The following is a 17,004-nucleotide window of genomic DNA, read 5'->3' on the forward strand; positions in this document are numbered from 1 at the left end:
CTCCACGCGCGAATACGGGGAGACCATGGGCTACATCGAGCGTCCGCGCCGCGTCGTACGACCGGCCCAGGACCTCCGGCAGGGCGCGGGCGAGGCAGCCGCGGCCACCGGAGCGTCCCACGCACCCGGGCCCCTCGCCGACCGGCTGCGCAGCCGGTCGGGCGAGCTGCTCGAAGCGGTGGCCCGGCTCGACGCCGGACTCGACGAGGCCGCCGGGCGCCGCCTCGCCGACTGGATCCGCGAACAGTACGAGGCGCTCCACCACAGCGCGCCCATCGGCTTCCTCGCCAGGTGCCACCTGGGCCCGCCCTACGTGGACCACATCCTCAACCTCTTCGGCGCCATCCTCACGCACTACACCCCCGGCGACGTGCTGCCCGAGCCCTACGGCGCCGCCCGGATGCTGGCCCGCAGCCCCAGCTACGCCTGGGTGGAGGTCTACTCCGACGGGCTGTTGCTGCCCGTCCTGCAGAACGGTTCGGTGGTACGGCCCAGCGGGCCGCGAGCGGGGGGAAGCGCATGACGGACATCGACTACGGACTGCACCGGAAGGTCGCCGAGGTCAACCAGCTGGTCGCCAGGGTCGCCGAACAGATCGGCCACGTCTCGGGGCAGGTCAGCTCCGTCGAGGCGAACCAGCAGCAGACGCGCACCGAACTCCAGCAGCTGCGCGACGAGTTCCAGGCCTTCGCGGCGCAGGCACGGCTCACCGCGGCCCTCCAGCGGGCGGAGACCCGCGTCGGCGTCATCCAGGACCAGCTCGACCACGAGTTCGGCCACCACAAGGTGGTCCGGCGCACCGCCGTCGGCATGCTCCAGGCCTTCGACATCGGCCTGGTCTCCGAGGACACCGTCCGCGCCGTCGGCGACCAGCTGATGCTCCAGACCCCCAGGTACTGGCTCGCCCCCGCCCTGGTGGCCCTCGCCGCCTGGTCGGCCGACGACCCCGCCCTGTGCGAGCGGGCCGTCCAGGAGTCCTTCCGCCGCTCCCCGGACCGCACCTCGCTCTTCTTCGCGCTCGTCCTGCGCCGCCAGGGCCGGCACGGCGAATCGGCACGCTGGCTGCGCCACTACCTGCTGGCCCAGGACCCGGCCGCCCTCGGCCGCGAGTTCGCCGTCATCCTGGAGTCCGTCGCCCAGGGCGCCTTCGGCCCGGCCGGCCGGTCCATGCTCCGCGACGTCCTCGACGAATGGCACCAGCTCCTCGGCAGCGACACCGCCGCCCAGGACGCCCAGATCGACCGCTGGCGGGCCGAACTCGGCTCCCTGTGCCCGACCGTGACCGGGGCCGAGTTCACCTTCCTGCACCAGGTCTCGCCCCAGTGGCCGCAGCTCGGCCAGGTGCTCTCCGCCGCACGCACCCAGCAGGTCGTCCTCGACAAGTACACGGCCGTCCTGAACACCGAACCCACCCCCACGCAGCGGATCGAGGACGCCGTCGACGACATCCTCGACCGGCTCGTCTCCGAGTACGACAACGAGGAACTGCCCCTGCGCCGCGACCTCGCCTACCAGGAGGCCGTCGTCGCGCACGACGGGGACACCACGCGGGCCCGGGCCACCGCCGACGCCGACTCGGCGTCCTACGACGTCACCCTCGACTACCTCACCGTCCAGAGCACGGCCGCCCTCAACCCCGCCGCCATCGGCACCTCCGAAGCCACGCGCCGCCTCGCCGTCGCCGCCTGCCGGGACTGGTTCCACCACGCCCACCAGGGCTTCTCCCGCGACTACCGGGCAGCCGTACCGCAGGACGTACAGGCCCGCTTCGAGGCCACCTACCCGGTCGCCGGACAGAAGTTCACCCTGCCCGCCTGGACCGGCTCGTACCGCACCCCGCTCCCCGAGCTGGAGAAGGGGCTCGGCGAGCACTGGGACCGGCACACCGCGCCGTTCGTGGCCGCCCTCGGGTACAAGTACCCGGGGAAGGTGGCCGCGGCCCTCGCCGCCGCCCTGATCGGCCTGTTCATCGGCAACGCGATCAGCCCCGCGGCAGCCGTCCTGATCCCCCTGCTCATCGGCGGCATCGCCTGGCTCGTCATCCACCAGGGCGCCACCAAGACCCGCCGCGCACAGGACTCCGCCCGGCTCCTCCTCGGCGAGGCCCGGCGCGACGCCCTGCACCGGCTCGTCGGAGCCGGCGCCGACCTGACCAACTGGCAACAGGCCTACCAGGACGCCGACGCCGTCGAGGAACAGGTGCGCGCCCTCATCGACTCGCTGGCCACCGCCACCGAGGGGAACTCCCCCTTCACCGGCCGTACCGTCACCCCCGGAGGGGACCGCACATGACCACACCCGACACCGGAGCACCCCAGCCCCGCCGCCGGCTGTGGGCCGGCGGCGCCGAACCCGCCGAGGAACGCACCACGGCCCGGCTGCGCCGCGTCGTCGAAGGCCTGCCCGCATGGTCACCGCTGCCACCCGGCGAACAGCTCGTACGCCGCCCCGGCACCCGAGGGGACACCCCCTGACCGCGCACGCCATGTGGGGCCACGGCGGTGCCTACGAGACGTGGACGCGGTACCTGCGGGACTGGAGCCGGTCCGGGGCCGCCGCCACCGCCGAAGCCGCCGCCCGGCTGCCCGCGTTGCGGCCCGGGGACTACCACCAGGACACCTGGGCCCGCTTCTCACAGCACCTCACCGACGCCTTCGACCGGCGCCTGCGCGACTGGGCGAAGGCCCTGACCGCGGCCCTCGAAGCGGCCCGCGACGAGTTCGACGCCGGCCGGGCCCTCGTCCAGGCCCGCACCGGCCTCGACGCGGTCCGCGCCCTCGCCGCGCACCCCGGCCTCCCCGAAGACCTGCGCGGGAAGCTGGAGGAACTCGTCGACGGCCAGATCACCGGATTCCAGGAACAGCTGGAGGCGTCCCTGGACCGGGCCGCGCGCGGCGGCGGCGACCCGCGGTTCCTGGAGGACCGCCGCCGCACCCTGCGCGAGAACCCGCTGACCACGGCCGGCCCGGGCGCGCCGGGTCCGGGGACGGGCCGGCCGGGACCGACGCCGGGCGAGGGCTGGTCGTACGACCCCGCGGCCCCCGCCCGCCGCCGCATCATCACCGACTGACCGGAGACCACCACCCATGTCCAACCACGCCGAATGCCATCGCGATCTCGACAGCTACATCTCCGCCCGGGTCCCGGTCATCTGCATCCGCACCATCGAACAGCAGCGCGCGCTGCGCCTCGTACGCACCGCCGCCACCCACGCCCGGCGCGGCGCCATGCCGTTCTGGATCTACACCAGGGCCACCGGACTGCGCGACCTGCGCACCAACGCGCCCCTGATGGACGACCGTTCCCTGACGGGCGCCATGGAGTACGCGGCGTCCCAGTTCACCTCCCGCCCCAACGCCACCCTCGTCCTCGTCGAACCGGACGACCTCGACGCCGACACCCCCCTGACCCGGCACGTCGCCGAACTCGCCCGGCTGGCCGACACCAACATGGGCAGCGTCATCCTCATCACCGACAGCCCCGTGTGGAGCGGTCTCCAGCGGCTCGGCATGGGCCTCCAGCTCGACCCGCCCGATGCCGACGAGATGTACGCGACGATCTCCGCGTTCCTCGACGACCACCGGGGCCACATCCCCATCGCCTGGGACGAGGGGGACACCCGGCGGGCCGCCGAGTTCCTCGTCGGGGTCACCGAGGGGGAGGCGATCAACCTGATGGCCACGGTCGCCGCGAAGGGCTCCGTGGAGGCGGGCGACGTCGTGGCCCTCGCCCATTCCAAGGACCGCATCTTCAACGACCTGACCGGTCTGCAGAAGGTCCCGCTCAAGGCCGCCGACTACGCGGTGGGGGGCCTGTCGAACCTCCGCGACTGGCTCCGCCGCCGCGGCCGGCTGCTCCAGGCCGACCTGCGCGCCACCGACCTGCGGCCGCCGCGCGGGGTCCTGCTGGTGGGCGTCCCCGGCTGCGGCAAGTCGCTCTCGGCGAAGGCCATCGCCGCGCAGTGGCAACTTCCCCTGTACCGGTTGGACATGGGCTCCATCCACGGCAAGTACCTGGGCGAGTCGGAGGGCCGCTTCCGGGAGGCGCTGGAGACCGCCGACCGGGTCGCGCCCTGCGTGCTGTGGATCGACGAGATCGAGAAGGGGCTGGCCGGCGCGGGCGACGGGACCGGGGTCCCGCAGCGCATCATCGGGCAGTTCCTGTTCTGGCTCCAGGAGTCGCAGTCGCGCACCTTCGTCGTCGCCACCGCCAACGACGTCCGCAGCCTGCCGCCCGAACTGCTGCGCAAGGGCCGCTTCGACGAGCTGTTCTTCGTCGACCTGCCCGACGCCCAGGACCGGGAGGAGATCATCGGCATCTACTACCGCCGCTACCTGAAGACCGAACCCGATCCCGAGCAGCTCGCCCGGCTCGTGGAGCTGTCCGACGGGTTCGCGGGCTCCGACATCGAGGCGGCCCTGCACGACGTCGGCGCCGAGGTCTACCTGGGCGGCGGCCCGCAGCACATGCGGCCCGCGTTCGTCCTGGACACCTTCGCCAACACGGTGCCGCTCAGCCGCAACAACCCGGAACAGATCGAGGAGATCCGCGCCTGGGGCCGGGAACGGGCCGTTCCGGCCGGCCGGTTCACGGCCGCGGCCGCCCAGGGTCCCTCGGGCCCGGCCCGGCGGATCGTCTTCCTCGACGACTGACGGCCGCGCCGGGCCGGTGGCGCGCCCGCGCGGTCCGTACGCGCGCACCGGCCCGGCGTACGGACCGCGCGGGTGGCGGGGGGCGGGGGGCTTCAGCCCGCGGCCGCGTCCCGGCCCGGGTCCGCGGCGGTGCGCGGCGTCGTCTGCTGCACGGCCCAGCCGTTGCCGTCCGGGTCGGAGAAGTAGACGAACGATCCCCAGGGCATGTCCTGGATCTCGGTCACCTCCAGGCCCCGGCCCCTGAGGTCGGCGTAGGCCTCCTCGATGTCGGTGACCACGACCTGGAGGTTGTCCAGCGACCCGGGGACCATCCGGGTCAGGCCCTTGCCGAGGGCGATCGAGCAGGCCGATCCGGGCGGGGTGAGCTGGACGAAGCGGATCTCCTCGCTGACCGTGACGTCGTGATCGGCGTGGAAGCCGATCCTCTCGTAGAAGGCCTTGGCCCGGTCCACGTCGGTGACGGGGACGGCGACCAGCTCCAGCTTGATGTCCATGACACGCTCCAAGATCGGCAAGGGCCCGGGCCGGGCCCCGCGGCCATCATGCTCCCGAGGGTGCCACGGCGCCGCCCGGGGCGCGGCCGGCCGCCGCGAACTGGGTCCGGTAGAGCTCCTCGTACCGGCCGCCCGCGGCCAGCAGCTCGGTGTGCGTGCCGCGTTCCACGATCCGGCCGTCCTCCACCACCAGGATCAGGTCGGCCGCCTGCACGGTCGACAGCCGGTGCGCGATCACCACGGCCGTCCGCCCGCTCAGGGCCTCGGCCAGGGCCTCCTGGACGGCCGCCTCCGAGGTGGAGTCCAGGTGGGCGGTCGCCTCGTCGAGGATCACCACCCGCTGGCGGGCCAGCAGCAGCCGGGCGATCGTCAGCCGCTGGCGTTCCCCGCCCGAGAGCCGGTAGCCGCGCTCGCCCACGACGGTGTCCAGACCGTCGGGGAGCGAGGCGACGAGCCCGTCCAGCCGGGAGCGGCGCAGGGCCTCCCACACCTCCTCCTCCGTGGCGTCCGGCCGGGCCAGCAGCAGGTTCGCCCGAACCGACTCGTGGAAGAGGTGGCCGTCCTGGGTGACCATGCCGAGGGTGTCGCGGATGGAGTCGGCCGTGAGGTCCCGTACGTCGATCCCGCCGAGGCGCACCGCGCCCGCGTCCGCGTCGTACAGCCGCGGCAGCAGCTGGGCGATCGTGGACTTGCCGGCGCCGGAGGAGCCGACGAGGGCGACCATCTGGCCGGGCTCGGCGCGGAAGGACACCCCGTGCAGCACCTCGGTGCCGCCCCGCGAGTCGAGGGTGGCGACCTCCTCCAGGGAGGCGAGGGAGACCTTGTCGGCCGACGGGTAGCCGAAGGAGACCCCGTCGAACTCCACGGCCACCGGCCCCTCGGGCACCCGGCGGGCGTCCGGCTTCTGGGAGATCAGCGGCTTCAGGTCGAGGATCTCGAAGACCCGCTCGAAGCTGACCATGGCGCTCATCACCTCGACGCGGGCCCCGGCCAGGGCCGTCAGCGGGGCGTACAGCCGGGTCAGGAGCAGCGCGAGGGCGACGACGGAACCGGCGTCCAGGGTCCCGCGCAGGGCGTAGTAGCCGCCGAGCCCGTACACGAGGGCGAGTGCGAGGGCGGAGACCAGCGTCAGGGCGGTGATGAAGGCCGACTGGGCCATCGCCGTACGGATGCCGATGTCCCGCACCCGGGCCGCGCGGGCCGCGAACTCGGCGGACTCGTCCGCCGGCCGGCCGAAGAGCTTGACGAGGGTGGCGCCGGGGGCGGAGAAGCGCTCGGTCATCTGCGTGCCCATCGCGGCGTTCAGCGTCGAGGCCTCCCGCTGCATGCCCGCCATCCGCACGCCCATCCTGCGGGCCGGCAGCACGAACACCGGCAGCAGCACCAGTGCCAGCAGGGTGATCTGCCAGGAGATGCCGAGCATCACCACCAGGGTCAGCAGCAGGGTAACCGTGTTGGCGACCACCCCGGACAGGGTGTTGCTGAAGGCCCGCTGGGCGCCGATCACGTCGTTGTTGAGGCGGCTGACGAGCGCGCCCGTCCGGGTCCGGGTGAAGAACGCGACCGGCATCCGCTGGACGTGGTCGAACACCGCCGTCCGCAGGTCGAGGATCAGGCCCTCGCCGAGCGTGGCGGAGAGCTTGCGGGTCAGCAGGCCGAGGCCCGCCTCCGCGACCGCGATGACCGCGATGAGCAGGGCCAGCCGGGTCACCACCCCGCCGTCGCCGCCGTCCACGACGGCGTCCACGATCCGGCTGGCCAGCAGCGGCGTCGCCACCGCGAGCAGCGCCCCCACCACACTGAGCAGCAGGAAGAGGACCAGCCCGCCCCGGTGCGGGCGGGCGAAGACCGCGATGCGGCGAAGACTGGTGCGGTTGAAGGGGCGCCGGTCCTGCTGGGCGTTGAGCGCGCTGTGGAGCGAGGTCCACGCCGTGACTTCCATGTCCATGACCCACACGCTAAAACCTCAAGATAACTTCAGGTCAAGGGTTCGTGGCCGGACCACCCGCACGGGCGCTCAACTCCCGTCCGGGGAAAGCGCTTTCGCGGGTGCTCCGGTCCCTCGTGCGGCTCCGCCCGCGGTGCCATCATCGGGACATGACGCAGGCACCGCAGTCCGCCCGACCCGGCAGGCCCGCCCTCGACACGGTCCTCGAACGCTTCGAACGCTGGGCCCGGGACACCCCGGACGCCCGCGCCCTCCGCGCCGGCCCGGACGGCCTCGCGTACGCGGAACTCGACGCGCGCGCCAACCGGCTGGCCCACCACCTCCTCGCGCTGGGCCTGCCCGACCGCCCCCTGGTGGCCGTCGCCACCACCCTCCGGCCCGACCTCCTCGTCGCCCTCCTCGCCGTCCTCAAGGCCGGCGGGACCTACGCCCTCCTCGACGCCGGGGACCCGCACGCGGCCGGGCGCCTGCTCGCCGGTCTGTCGCCGGACCTGCTGCTCACCCACACCGCCCACCACGCCCGCCTCGACCGGGGAGACGGCACGCGAACCCTGCTCCTGGACGCGGAGGCGGCCCGGATCGCCGAACGGCCCGGTCATCCGCCGGCCCGCCCCGCCCCGGATCCCGGATCCCCGCAGGACGCACCGGCCGCGGTGCTGTTCACCGGCTCGGCCTCGCCGCGGCCGGTCCGCGTCGGCCACGCGCTGCTGCTCGCCGCCCACGAGGGCTGGGCCGAGGTCGCCCGGCTCACCCCCGAGGACCGGCACCTGTTCACCTGCGGCCCCGACGTCACCGCCTTCGCCGCCGGCTGGACCCGGGCCCTGTGCTCCGGCGGGTCCCTCGTGCTGCCCCCGGACGACCCCTCCCGGGAGCCCGGGGACGTGCTGCGGACCGTCGCCGCCGAACGGGTCAGCGTGCTGCACACCGACCCGGCCGGCGCACTCGGCCTGCTGCCCGACCCCGACCGGGCGGCCGTCCCCGCGCAGTCCCGCCCCACCACCGGCACCGGACCGCTGCGGCTCGTCGCCGTCACCGGGGACCGCCTCCACCTCGACGACCACTGCGCCCTCCAGGCCGCGCTGCGTCCCGGCACCCGCGTCCTGAACGTCTACGGCCACGCCGAGTGCGCGGGCAACGGCACCCGGTTCGAACTGCCGCAGCTGCCCCGCCCGCTCGACGACCCCGAGCGGCTCGCCCTGCTGGGCACCCCCTTCCCCGGCTGTGACGTCCACGTACGCGACGGGGAGATCCACCTCACCCCGCCCGGCGGCGGCGACGCGTTTCCCACCGGTGACCTCGGGCGCCTGCGCCCGGACGGACTGCTGGAATTCGGCGGCCGCATCCGTGACCGCTTCGACCTCGACGGCCGGCCCGTCGACCCCCACGCGCTGGAATCCGCGGTCCGCACCCACCCGCTCGTCGGCTCGGCCGTCGTGGCGGCCGTCACCGGCGGCAGGGGCGCACCACGGCTCGTCGCCTACGTCACCCCGCCCCACGGGGCGCCGCCCTGGCCCCCGGGCGGCGCCCTGCCGGAGGTCGAGGAACTCCGCGGCCACCTCGGGGACAAGGTGCCGGCCGGTCTGGTGCCGCGCGCCGTGATCCGCCTGCGCGCCCTGCCCCGCACCCGGGGCGGCCAGGAGGACCGGGCCCGCGTGCCGAAGCCGCCGCTCCTCCTCGCCCCGACCCCGTCCGGGTACGGGGCGCGCACGGGCACCGCCAAGTACTCCGCGGCGGGTACCGGTGACGGGTCGTCGGCGTGGGCCGTCGGCTGCGGGTCCCTCGCGACCGGTTTGGTCGCCCTGATCCTCACGAACCTCCTGTGGCCCGGATCGACCGACCTCACCGGCGTCCCCGCCCCCTGGGCCTTCTTCTTCGGACTGCTCTACCTGTTCGAGTGCCTGGCCTTCGGCCTCGGGGTGATGTTCCTGTTCAACGGCCGCCGGGGGATGCTCGCCCAGCGCCGCGGCCCGGCCCTGACCAAGGCCGCCCACCTCGCGATCGTGTACCTGCTGGTCTCCTGGTGGCCGCAGGACAACCTCTACCGGCTGGCGGCCAAACAGGACTGGGCGCGCCAGGCCGCCCTCGTCTACCTCTTCAACGTCCCCCTGATGGCAGCCGCCGCCGTCGTGGCCTACTACGTCACCCGGAAACCGGCCGACCCCTTCGACTTCGACGACTGAACCCCCGCCGGGGCGAAGCCCTCGCCGACCGCGAGGGCCCGCGCCCGCACCAGCGCGTCGGCCGCGTCCAGCACCCCCGCCTCGCGCGCGGCGACCAGCACCCCGAACCAGGGCGCCGGATCGAACGCCGCCGTCGGGACGGCCGGGACGAACACCGCGCCCAGCTCCGCGCATTCCCGCGCCAGGCCGGCACACAACTCCTCCAACTGCGCGTCCGGCAGCCGGGCCCCCAGCCCCACCCGGTCGACGATCCGTACCAGGTGCCCCGCACCACGGAGCTGGTCGAGCCGCGCCGCCACCATGAAGGCGACCGACGGGCCGGTGAGCCGCAGGTTGGTCTCGGTCGGCGCCAGCCGGCCCGCCGCGTCGGCGACGAAGTCCACGTCGAACCAGCCCCGGTACCCGGAGCCGGCCAGCTCCCGGCCCACCGCCCGCCCGAACGTCAGCAGCGGCCCCTCCAGCCGCCCGGGCACCACACCGGGCCCGACCGTCGCGCCCCGGTAGGCGCCGTCGGCCACGTCCATCACCGCCGCGCCCACCTCGTGCACCCGGCCGGCGTCGTCCACGAACCCGTCGTAGGTGAGGTCCCGCGGCCCCGCGTCCGCTCCTGCCGGACCGGGTACGTACTCCTCCACCAGCAGCGGCCCCCGCGGCAGCCCGCGCAGCACCGCCCGGGGCCCGCCCGCCTCCCGCACCCGGGCGGGCGTCACCACCGTCGTGCCCGAACCCCCGACACCGTGCTCCGATTTGAGAACGGTGCTCTCGCCCGCCCGGGCCCGCGCCGCCAGCAGCCGCCGAGCCGTCCAGCGGTTTCCGGCCCGCCACTGCGTGGGCAGCGCGATCCCCGGATGCCCTCCGCCCGCCAGGATCCGGCCGAACAGGGCGTGCGCCGCCGACTTGGACTCGTACCGCAGCTCCTCGGGCCGCCACGGCAGGCCAGCCAGCCGGGCGAACCCCGCCGTCCGCCCCCACGGGACGAGGGGCAGCCCCCGCCCGGTCACCCGCCGGGCGAGCACCGGCCGGGCCCGTACGGCCTCCGACAGGCCGGGACCCCGCTCGGCCAGACCGTCGTACACCTCCACCTCCGGCCCCCAGTCCAGCTGCCGGCCGACCAGGCGGACCCAGCCCGCCGGCACCGCCCGGGGCAGCACCAGCACCGCCGGGCAGGGGCTGTAGAAGGCGGCCAGGCAGGCGTAGTGGTGGGCGGCGCGCTGCCCCGCGTCCAGCGACGGGTCACGGAACTGCGCGTTGAACTCGGCCACGTTGCCCACGTGGACGGCCGGCGCCCCGCCCGTCCAGGCCCGCGCCCAGCCCGGCAGCGGCACCGGAGCGACCTCGAAACGGACCAGACCGTCGGGGGAGCGGCCCGAGGGCACCGCGCCCATCGCCCGGTAGAAGCCCACCGCGTGCGGATCGGCGTCGACGAGCAGCCTGCGCACCCCGAGGGCGGCCGCCCGGCGCACCGCCTCCCGGTACAGGAGCCGCCCGACGCCCCGGCCGATGGCGGCCGGCTCCACGAACAGCAGCCCGAGCCGCGCCCGCGGCCCCGGGCCCGCCCCTTCGGGAACCACCTGCTCCGGCTCCTCTGGTTGCTCTGGTTGCTCTGGTTCCTCCGGATCTTCCAGGGACGCGAGGCCCAGCACCCGCCCGCGCTCGTCCTCCGCCACCACGATCCGCCGGGCCGCCACCTCCCCGCCGCCGATCCGCAACCCCGGTGCGCACGCGGCCAGGAACTCCGCGTCGTACCCCCAGTACGCCTTGGAACGCAGCACCAGCGCGGTCAGCTCCGGCGCCTCCCCGGCCCGCGCGGCCCTGACCTTTGCCATTTCCTGACCTCCCCATGGTCCACCGCCGGGCCGTGCGATAGATTCGGCCAGCCCACGGCAGGTACGCCACCCTTCCTACCCACCCCGGAGACAGGCTTCTCAATGAGCGACATCATCAACGGACTTGGCCGGACCAGCGCGTTCGGCGCCCTCGGCCTGGTGCTGCTGATCCTCGGCATCGTCCTGGTGGACGTGCTGACGCCCGGGAAGCTCCCGAAGCAGATCTGGGAGGAACGCAACCGCAACGCCGCCCTCCTGCTCAGCTCCGCGCTCCTCGGCATCGGCGGCATCGTCTTCACCTCCATCTGGACCACGTACGACGACTTCGGCAAGGGCCTGCTGTCCACCGCAGCGTTCGGCCTGCTCGGCCTGATCCTGATGGCGGTGGCCTTCCTGGTGCTGGACCTGGTCACCCCGGGCAAGCTCGGCGCCATCGTCGTCGACCCGGAGCCGCACCCGGCCGTCTGGGTCACGGCCTGCTGCAACCTCGCGGTCGCCGCCATCGTGGCGGCCTCCATCGCCTGACCCGGCGGCCGGGACGGCACCCGGCACCGCACCTGACGAGAGCGCCGCCCCCCACAGGGAGCGGCGCTCTCGCCGTCCACCGGGGCGCGTGCCCCGGCCGCCGTCCGGGCATCCCGGGCCGTGCGCCTAGGGCCTGTCGTCAAACTCCCGTCGTCGCCCGGAGGGCGGCCCTGCGGCGTCTGGTGCGTGCTCTCGGTGCGCCGGGCGGAAGCCCGCGTACTGGACGTACTTGGCTTTCGCCCGGTGCGGCGAGAGCGCGTGCCAGGCGTCGCGGGGCAGACGGGAGTTTGACGACAGGCCCTAGGCGAGGCCCAGGGCGAACACCGCGAACCCCGCCGCCAGCACCCCCGCCACGGCCTTGCGGGCCGGCGAAGCCCCCCGGCCGTCCGCGGGCGGCTCCTCGAACCGGCGCGCGTACCGGGCGATGACCACCAGCAGCACCGCGAACAGCGGCATCCACGCCAGCCGCGCGGCGATCCACCCCACGGTCACGGGCGCCGTCGTCAGACCGGCCACCCCGCCCACGAACGAAGCGGGCACGGCCGCCGCCAGCATGGCGCTCTGGTGCCAGCACAGGATCGTCATCGCGCACAGGTTGACCACCACCACCGGAGCCCACAGCAGCGGCCGGGCCAGCAGCCGCGCCAGCCGGTCCCGCAGCAGGATCGCGGCCCCCGACTGCGCCGAGGCCAGCGCCAGCACCAGCAACGACGGCGGGTGCGAGTTGGTGCGTGCCTCACCCGGCACCCCGACCATCGACGCCGGGTAGTGGAAGACCACCAGCAGGACGGCGAACAGCGCGGCCCCTCCCGCCAGCAGCAGCCACGCCCCGCGCCGTCCGATGCGCCGCTCGCCCCAGGACACGCCCAGCTGGTACGCGAACAGCCAGCCCGGCAGCACGTTCAGCACCGACAGCCAGGACGGCACCGCCTCGGCGAACGGCCCGTAGCGCAGGTAGTCCACCACCGCGACCGAACCGAGCAGCGGGGCCGCCGCCCACCCCCCGAGCCGGTGCGCGGCCCGCACGCAGTACGGGGTCAGCGCGGTCACGACGACGTACACCCCGACGAACCACAGGGGCTGGACCACCAGCGTGGCCCCGGTCCGCAAGGTGGCCTCAGGGACCCCCGCCGCGTACAGCAGGGGCGCGGCCAGCGCCCACACCGCCGTCACCCCGAGCACCGGCCGCCCCAGCCGGACGATCCGCCCCTTCAGCCAGGCACGGGTGGAACCCGGGCGCCGCCGGAAGGAGAGGACGGAGGCGTAGCCGCCGACGAGGAAGAAGACACCGAGCATCTGGAGCACCCAGCTCGCCGGGGCGAGCCCGCCGAACGACGCGAGGGGGCTCGCGTTGTGCAGTCCGCCCCCGGCGTCCACGGTGAAGCCGCCGAGCAGCCAGTGCCCGGTCGGCACCGCCAGCAGCGCGAGTGCGCGCAGCCCGTCGACGGCCCGGTCGCGGTGGGCCGGGGTCCGCCGGTCGATCCGTTCGGCCGCCCCGCGCACGAGGGTCGCGTTCATCGGGACTCCCCCTTCGCGATCGTGGCGAAGGCGGCCAGGGAGCGCGTGCCCGGGGCGAAGTAGCCGGTGTGGCCCTGGACGTCGGCCGCGGGGACCCGGCGGGCACCGAAGGCGGGGGAGGCGGGGTCGGCGCCGTGGCCGATCCCGCCGACCTCGACGTTCGGAACGTCGGCGATCCAGTCGGACGGGCCGCGCGCGGCCCAGACGCGGGCGCCGGTGCGCAGGGCGCTGACGTGGCCGGCCCGCATCCCGGGCGACCCGAACACCACGATGTCGGAGGCGTCGGTGTGGCGGGCGGCCAGCCCGCACACCACCGAGCCGTAGCTGTGGCAGAACAGCACCGGGTCGGGGGCGCCGACCGCGTCCAGCCCGGCGGTGAACCGGGCCAGCCGGACCGCGCCGGCCTCGGCGAGCCGGCCGCCCGCCGCGTCCAGGCCGACCCCGACCGGCGTGGTGTAGCCGGTCCACGCGATGACGGCGCCCCGGCCGCCCGTCGCCGCCCGCAGGGACTTCGCCATGCCGGCCGGGCCGGTGGCCGGTGTGCGCGGGGCGTCGTGGGAGGTCGCGTCGTTGTCGGACCCCGGCACGATCACCGAGACGTGCGCCGCGTGCTCCAGGTCCCCGAACACCTCGGCGACCTGGCCCCGCCCCCGCGGGTCGAAGGCCAGGATCCGGCGGCCCTGAGCGGCGAGGGAGGCGTACCTGGCCTCGCCCGTGGCGATGACGGCCAACCGGTTGGCCTCGTACCGCAGGGGGAGGGGCGCCCCCTCCAGATTGCCGACCACCAGCGGGTGAGCGCGCAGGAGTTCCTGCCGGCGGGTCCCGTCCAGGCCGGCGAAGAACCGGGCGACCTCGGCCGGCGGGGCCGTCTGCGGGTCCGGCAGGGGCCGCCCCGCCGAGCTGTCGGCCCGCCAGGCGGCGGTGCCCGGAGGCGGCCCGGTGACCACGGCCTGGCTGTCCCCCGCGGCCCAGCCGGCGGTTCCCCCGACGACGGCCAGGGCCAGCGCGGCCGCCCCCATGGTCCTTGCGAAGCGGCGCATGCCCCTTCTCCTCTCCTCGTGACGAGGAGGAAGGTAGGAAGGAGGTACCCGGCGGCACGTCGCACCGGGGAGCCAACCCGGATGTCATACCCCGGTAGGGGGTGGAGGAGAGGAACCGCTCGCGGTCAGGCCGAGTCGCCGGGCCGCACCAGACCGGCCTCGTACGCGAAGATGACCGCCTGGGCACGGTCGCGCAGGTCCAGCTTGCCGAGCACGCGCCCGATGTGCGTCTTCACCGTCTGCTCCGCCAGCACCAGATGGGCGGCGATCTCCTGGTTCGACAGGCCGCGCGCGATGAGCTCCAGCACCTCGGTCTCACGCGGCGTCAGCCCGTTCAGGCGCAGCGCCGGGTCCTTGCGCGGGGCCGGCCGCTGCCGGACGAAGTCCGCGATCAGCCGCCGGGTCACCGAGGGGGCCAGCAGCGCCTCGCCCGAGGCGACCACCCGGACCGCCGCGATCAGATCCGCCGGCGGGGCGTCCTTCAGCAGGAACCCGGACGCGCCCGCGCGCAGCGCCTCGTAGACGTAGTCGTCGATGTCGAAGGTGGTCAGCATCAGCACCTTCGGCCGGTGCACCACCCCGGGCGGCGGATCGAGCAGCTCGCGGGCCGCCGAGAGCCCGTCGAGCTCGGGCATCCGTACGTCCATCAGCACCACGTCGGGGTGCACCGTGCGCGAGACCTGGACGCCCTGGCGCCCGTCGGCGGCCTCGCCCACCACGTCGATGTCGGCCTGCGCCGACAACAGCGCGGCGAACCCCGCCCGCACCATGGCCTGGTCGTCGACGATGATCACGCGGATGGTCAACTGCTGTCCTCGCTCGTCTCGTTCACGCCGGGTGCGTCCGCCCCGCCGTCCAGCGGCAGCCGGGCGGCCACCCGGAAGCCCCCGTCGGGCAGCGGCCCGGTGTCCAGCGTGCCGCCGGTCAACCGTACGCGCTCGCGCATCCCGACCAGACCGTGCCCCGTGCCCGAACCCTCCAGCTCCACCACGGTGTCCCGGGCCGGCCCGTTGACCACCAGCACCAGCACCTCCCCGGAGTCACGGGACACCGACACCCGGGTCCGCGCCCCCGGCGCGTGCCGCACCACGTTGGCGAGGGCCTCCTGGACGATCCGGTACGCCGACAGGTCCACCGCCGGCGGCACCCCCTCGCCCGCACCGGCGGCCAGCGACAGCTCCACCGGCTGCCCGGCCCGTACGGTCGCCTCCACCAGCTGCTGGAGCCTGCCGATCCCCGGCTGCGGAGCCCGCTCTCCGTCACCGCCGGCCGCGCCGCCCGCACCGTCACCGCGCAGCACCGTCAGCAACCGCCGCATCTCGCCCAGCGATTCGCGCGCACTGGCGGCGATCGCCTCGAACTCCTCGCGCACCGGCTCCGCCATGCCGGGCAGCCGGTACGGCGCGGAATCGGCCTGCACGGTGATCACCGACATGTGGTGGGCCACCACGTCGTGCAACTCCCGCGCGATCCGCGCCCGTTCCTCCAGCAGCGTCCGCCGGGCCCGCTCCGCCTCGCTGATGCTCTCCTGCTCGGCGATCCGTTGCTGCGCGTCACCCAGCCCGCGCAGCGCCCCGGTCAGCGCCAGCAGGGCTCCGGCCAGCACGAACAGCAGGGCGGCGGTGTTGGTCACCCCGTCCGGGTCGAAGAAGCCGAGCACGACCCCGGCCGCACCCGTCACCAGCCACACCTGGACCAGCGTCCGGATGGACTCGCGCAGCCCCAGGCAGACCATCAGCGCCAGGTAACCCACCACCACCATCGGCGGCCACGGCCACGCGTGCCCGGCCACCCGGTCGGCGCCGATGAGCAGCACGGCACCGGCCACGTCGGCGGCGAGCACGATGCCCCACGCCGCCATCGGCCGGGTCACCGCCAGCAGCAGCGGCACGGTCTGCGCCACGCCCAGCGCCCCCGCCCAGCCGCCGGCCAGCGCGTAGTCGTTGACCAGTACGGCGATCGTCACCGGTATCAGCGTCACCACGAACACGCCGACGACCAGGTACGGCAGCATCCGCTGCCAGCGCGAGGGCGCCCGCGCGAACAGCGGCTCGCCCGCCCGGGCGGGCGTGCGCAGCACCAGCGACAGCTGGGCCAGCGCACCGGGCTTCCGGCGGCCGGTACGGGCACGGCCGGGGACGCGGCCGCCCTCGGCGCCACGGTCACGTGAACGGACTCTGAGGCTCATGATCGGCCCAGCCTATGCGCCGGGGGCCCGCGACGGCCCACGTCGTCCCCTGTTGCAGACTGTCGCCTTGTGAACGCCGACACGCCGGACGCACCGGCCCTCGCCCTCGCCACCTTCGGACTGCTCGCCGCCTGGGCGGTGCACGACCTGGAGGAAGTCGCCACCATGGCCCGCTGGTCCCGGACCCGGGTACCGGTCCTGCGCGCCCGCCATCCCGGCGTCCCCGACCGCGTGTGGCGCGCCGTCACCGATGTCGACGGCCGGGAGTTCGCCACCGCCGTCGCCGTCATGGGCGCCGTCGTCGCGGCCGCCGCCGCCGACGGCCACCGCACGGGCGGGCGCTCCGCCTTCTACCAGTGCGCCCTCGACGGCTTCGGCCTCCACGGCCTGGTCCACCTCGCCCAGGCCGCCGCGGCCCGCGGCTACACCCCCGGCGCGGCGACCTCCCCGCTCGTGGTCGTCCCCTTCACCCTCTGGGCCCGGGGCCGGCTGCGCCGCGCCGGGGTACTGCGTCCCACCCGGGTACGGGACCTGGCGCTCGGCCTCGGCCTCGCCGCCGCGGCCACCGCCGGGTCGCACGCCGTCGCACGCCGCCTCCGGGGGAAGTGACGGCCCGGGTCCTCGTTCCCCCGG

Annotated in this window: 15 protein-coding genes; 8 read left to right on the forward strand and 7 right to left on the reverse strand. The window is 74.9% G+C overall.

Features of this window, described 5'->3' with window-relative positions; all coding sequences use genetic code 11:
• Nucleotides 1–25 precede the first annotated feature (25 nt).
• The 5 genes from AC07B0_RS00465 to AC07B0_RS00485 are packed head-to-tail and all read left to right on the forward strand — an operon-like array spanning nucleotide 26 to nucleotide 4,652.
• Nucleotides 26–523 carry a hypothetical protein gene (locus AC07B0_RS00465; RefSeq protein WP_356872002.1) on the forward strand — a complete coding sequence of 166 codons (498 nt, stop codon included), beginning with the start codon at nucleotides 26–28 and terminating at the stop codon, nucleotides 521–523.
• Nucleotides 520–2,292 (forward strand): hypothetical protein, encoded by a 1,773-nt coding sequence (locus AC07B0_RS00470; RefSeq protein ID WP_478895985.1) that lies wholly within the window; start codon nucleotides 520–522, stop codon nucleotides 2,290–2,292. The genes AC07B0_RS00465 and AC07B0_RS00470 overlap by 4 nt, the downstream gene beginning before the upstream one ends.
• Complete coding sequence (locus AC07B0_RS00475) at nucleotides 2,289–2,474, forward strand: hypothetical protein (RefSeq protein WP_478895987.1); 186 nt, start codon at nucleotides 2,289–2,291, stop codon at nucleotides 2,472–2,474. The genes AC07B0_RS00470 and AC07B0_RS00475 overlap by 4 nt, the downstream gene beginning before the upstream one ends.
• An 11-nt stretch (nucleotides 2,475–2,485) precedes the next feature.
• Nucleotides 2,486–3,070 (forward strand): hypothetical protein, encoded by a 585-nt coding sequence (locus AC07B0_RS00480; RefSeq protein WP_467291891.1) that lies wholly within the window; start codon nucleotides 2,486–2,488, stop codon nucleotides 3,068–3,070.
• A gap of 16 nt (nucleotides 3,071–3,086) precedes the next feature.
• Nucleotides 3,087–4,652: an AAA family ATPase gene (locus AC07B0_RS00485; protein ID WP_356871994.1), complete on the forward strand. Its 1,566-nt coding sequence runs from the start codon at nucleotides 3,087–3,089 to the stop codon at nucleotides 4,650–4,652.
• A 92-nt stretch (nucleotides 4,653–4,744) separates the two neighbouring features.
• On the opposite strand, the gene AC07B0_RS00490 is transcribed toward AC07B0_RS00485, so the two are convergent.
• Together AC07B0_RS00490 and AC07B0_RS00495 are read right to left on the reverse strand one after the other, a co-directional pair.
• Complete coding sequence (locus tag AC07B0_RS00490) at nucleotides 4,745–5,146, reverse strand: VOC family protein (RefSeq protein WP_356871992.1); 402 nt, start codon at nucleotides 5,144–5,146, stop codon at nucleotides 4,745–4,747.
• Nucleotides 5,147–5,192: 46 nt separating this feature from the next.
• The gene (locus AC07B0_RS00495; protein WP_467291895.1) at nucleotides 5,193–7,094 is read right to left on the reverse strand and encodes an ABC transporter ATP-binding protein; all 1,902 of its coding nucleotides are present in this window, start codon (nucleotides 7,092–7,094) and stop codon (nucleotides 5,193–5,195) included.
• A gap of 149 nt (nucleotides 7,095–7,243) precedes the next feature.
• Here AC07B0_RS00495 and AC07B0_RS00500 point away from each other — a divergent pair, with 149 nt between their 5' ends.
• Nucleotides 7,244–9,274: an AMP-binding protein gene (locus AC07B0_RS00500; protein WP_478895989.1), complete on the forward strand. Its 2,031-nt coding sequence runs from the start codon at nucleotides 7,244–7,246 to the stop codon at nucleotides 9,272–9,274.
• Here AC07B0_RS00500 and AC07B0_RS00505 read toward each other — a convergent pair.
• The gene (locus AC07B0_RS00505) at nucleotides 9,229–11,100 is read right to left on the reverse strand and encodes a GNAT family N-acetyltransferase (protein WP_478895991.1); all 1,872 of its coding nucleotides are present in this window, start codon (nucleotides 11,098–11,100) and stop codon (nucleotides 9,229–9,231) included. The two genes, AC07B0_RS00500 and AC07B0_RS00505, sit on opposite strands and share 46 nt — an antisense overlap.
• Nucleotides 11,101–11,202: 102 nt before the next feature.
• On the opposite strand from AC07B0_RS00505, the gene AC07B0_RS00510 reads away from it, so the two are divergent.
• A complete protein-coding gene (locus AC07B0_RS00510; protein WP_356871984.1) occupies nucleotides 11,203–11,625 on the forward strand; it encodes a DUF350 domain-containing protein in 423 nt (140 codons plus the stop codon).
• 300 nt (nucleotides 11,626–11,925) lie between these two features.
• Here the strand turns inward: AC07B0_RS00510 and AC07B0_RS00515 are convergent, their stop codons facing one another.
• The 4 genes from AC07B0_RS00515 to AC07B0_RS00530 form a co-directional block, all read right to left on the reverse strand.
• The gene (locus AC07B0_RS00515; protein ID WP_478895993.1) at nucleotides 11,926–13,143 is read right to left on the reverse strand and encodes an acyltransferase family protein; all 1,218 of its coding nucleotides are present in this window, start codon (nucleotides 13,141–13,143) and stop codon (nucleotides 11,926–11,928) included.
• Entirely contained in the window at nucleotides 13,140–14,183 is a 1,044-nt protein-coding gene (locus AC07B0_RS00520) for an alpha/beta hydrolase (protein WP_478895995.1), read from the reverse strand. The genes AC07B0_RS00515 and AC07B0_RS00520 overlap by 4 nt, the downstream gene beginning before the upstream one ends.
• Nucleotides 14,184–14,308: 125 nt before the next feature.
• Nucleotides 14,309–14,989, reverse strand: coding sequence for a response regulator transcription factor (locus AC07B0_RS00525; protein WP_356871978.1), 681 nt, complete (start codon nucleotides 14,987–14,989; stop codon nucleotides 14,309–14,311).
• A complete protein-coding gene (locus AC07B0_RS00530; RefSeq protein WP_356871976.1) occupies nucleotides 14,986–16,371 on the reverse strand; it encodes a sensor histidine kinase in 1,386 nt (461 codons plus the stop codon). Before AC07B0_RS00530 ends, AC07B0_RS00525 begins: the two co-directional genes overlap by 4 nt.
• 69 nt (nucleotides 16,372–16,440) lie before the next feature.
• On the opposite strand from AC07B0_RS00530, the gene AC07B0_RS00535 reads away from it, so the two are divergent.
• Nucleotides 16,441–16,980: an HXXEE domain-containing protein gene (locus AC07B0_RS00535; protein ID WP_356871974.1), complete on the forward strand. Its 540-nt coding sequence runs from the start codon at nucleotides 16,441–16,443 to the stop codon at nucleotides 16,978–16,980.
• Nucleotides 16,981–17,004: the final 24 nt, after the last annotated feature.

It is taken from the genome of Streptomyces sp. NPDC044704, assembly GCF_056433525.1.